The organism is Ruegeria spongiae, from assembly GCF_023502395.1.
GTDB lineage: Bacteria > Pseudomonadota > Alphaproteobacteria > Rhodobacterales > Rhodobacteraceae > Ruegeria_C > Ruegeria_C spongiae.
This window is the reverse complement of sequence record NZ_JAMFMB010000102.1, coordinates 1-359: the sequence shown is the minus strand read 5'-3', so window position 1 is coordinate 359 and position 359 is coordinate 1. Positions and strand designations below refer to the sequence as shown.

Annotated in this window: 1 protein-coding gene; it reads right to left on the bottom strand. The window is 52.6% G+C overall.

What is annotated here, in order from left to right; translation table 11 throughout:
• Window positions 1–63 precede the first annotated feature (63 nt).
• On the bottom strand, window positions 64–359 hold a 296-nt coding region (locus tag M3P21_RS22440; protein WP_249713730.1), incomplete at its 5' end, for a DDE-type integrase/transposase/recombinase.

The following is a 359-nucleotide window of genomic DNA, read 5'->3' as shown; positions in this document are numbered from 1 at the left end:
AGGCAACCGTGGGGTATTGCCAAGTTGTTTGCGTCAGATTGCACTTCATTGGCAATGGTTGGATTATGCGGACATTTCAGCGGTGTAATCGACCCAGAGGCTGAACGCGTCGTTGCGGGCGTGGCGGTATGAAGTTGCGGTGAGTTGATAGCGGCGAGGGCGGAAGATCAGGCTGATCTGGTCATGTGCGGAAAGAAACCTCTGAGCCTGCCTATGAGATTTAAACCGGCCAAATATTTTCTCTCGCTTTCTGGTCGGGCGATGCGAAACCTCGATCGCGTTGTTTAGACCTTTGTGCGCGCGATGGTCAGCGTCTGGGGCCAGTGCTTTGACCGGTTTGATATAGCTACGTAATTTGT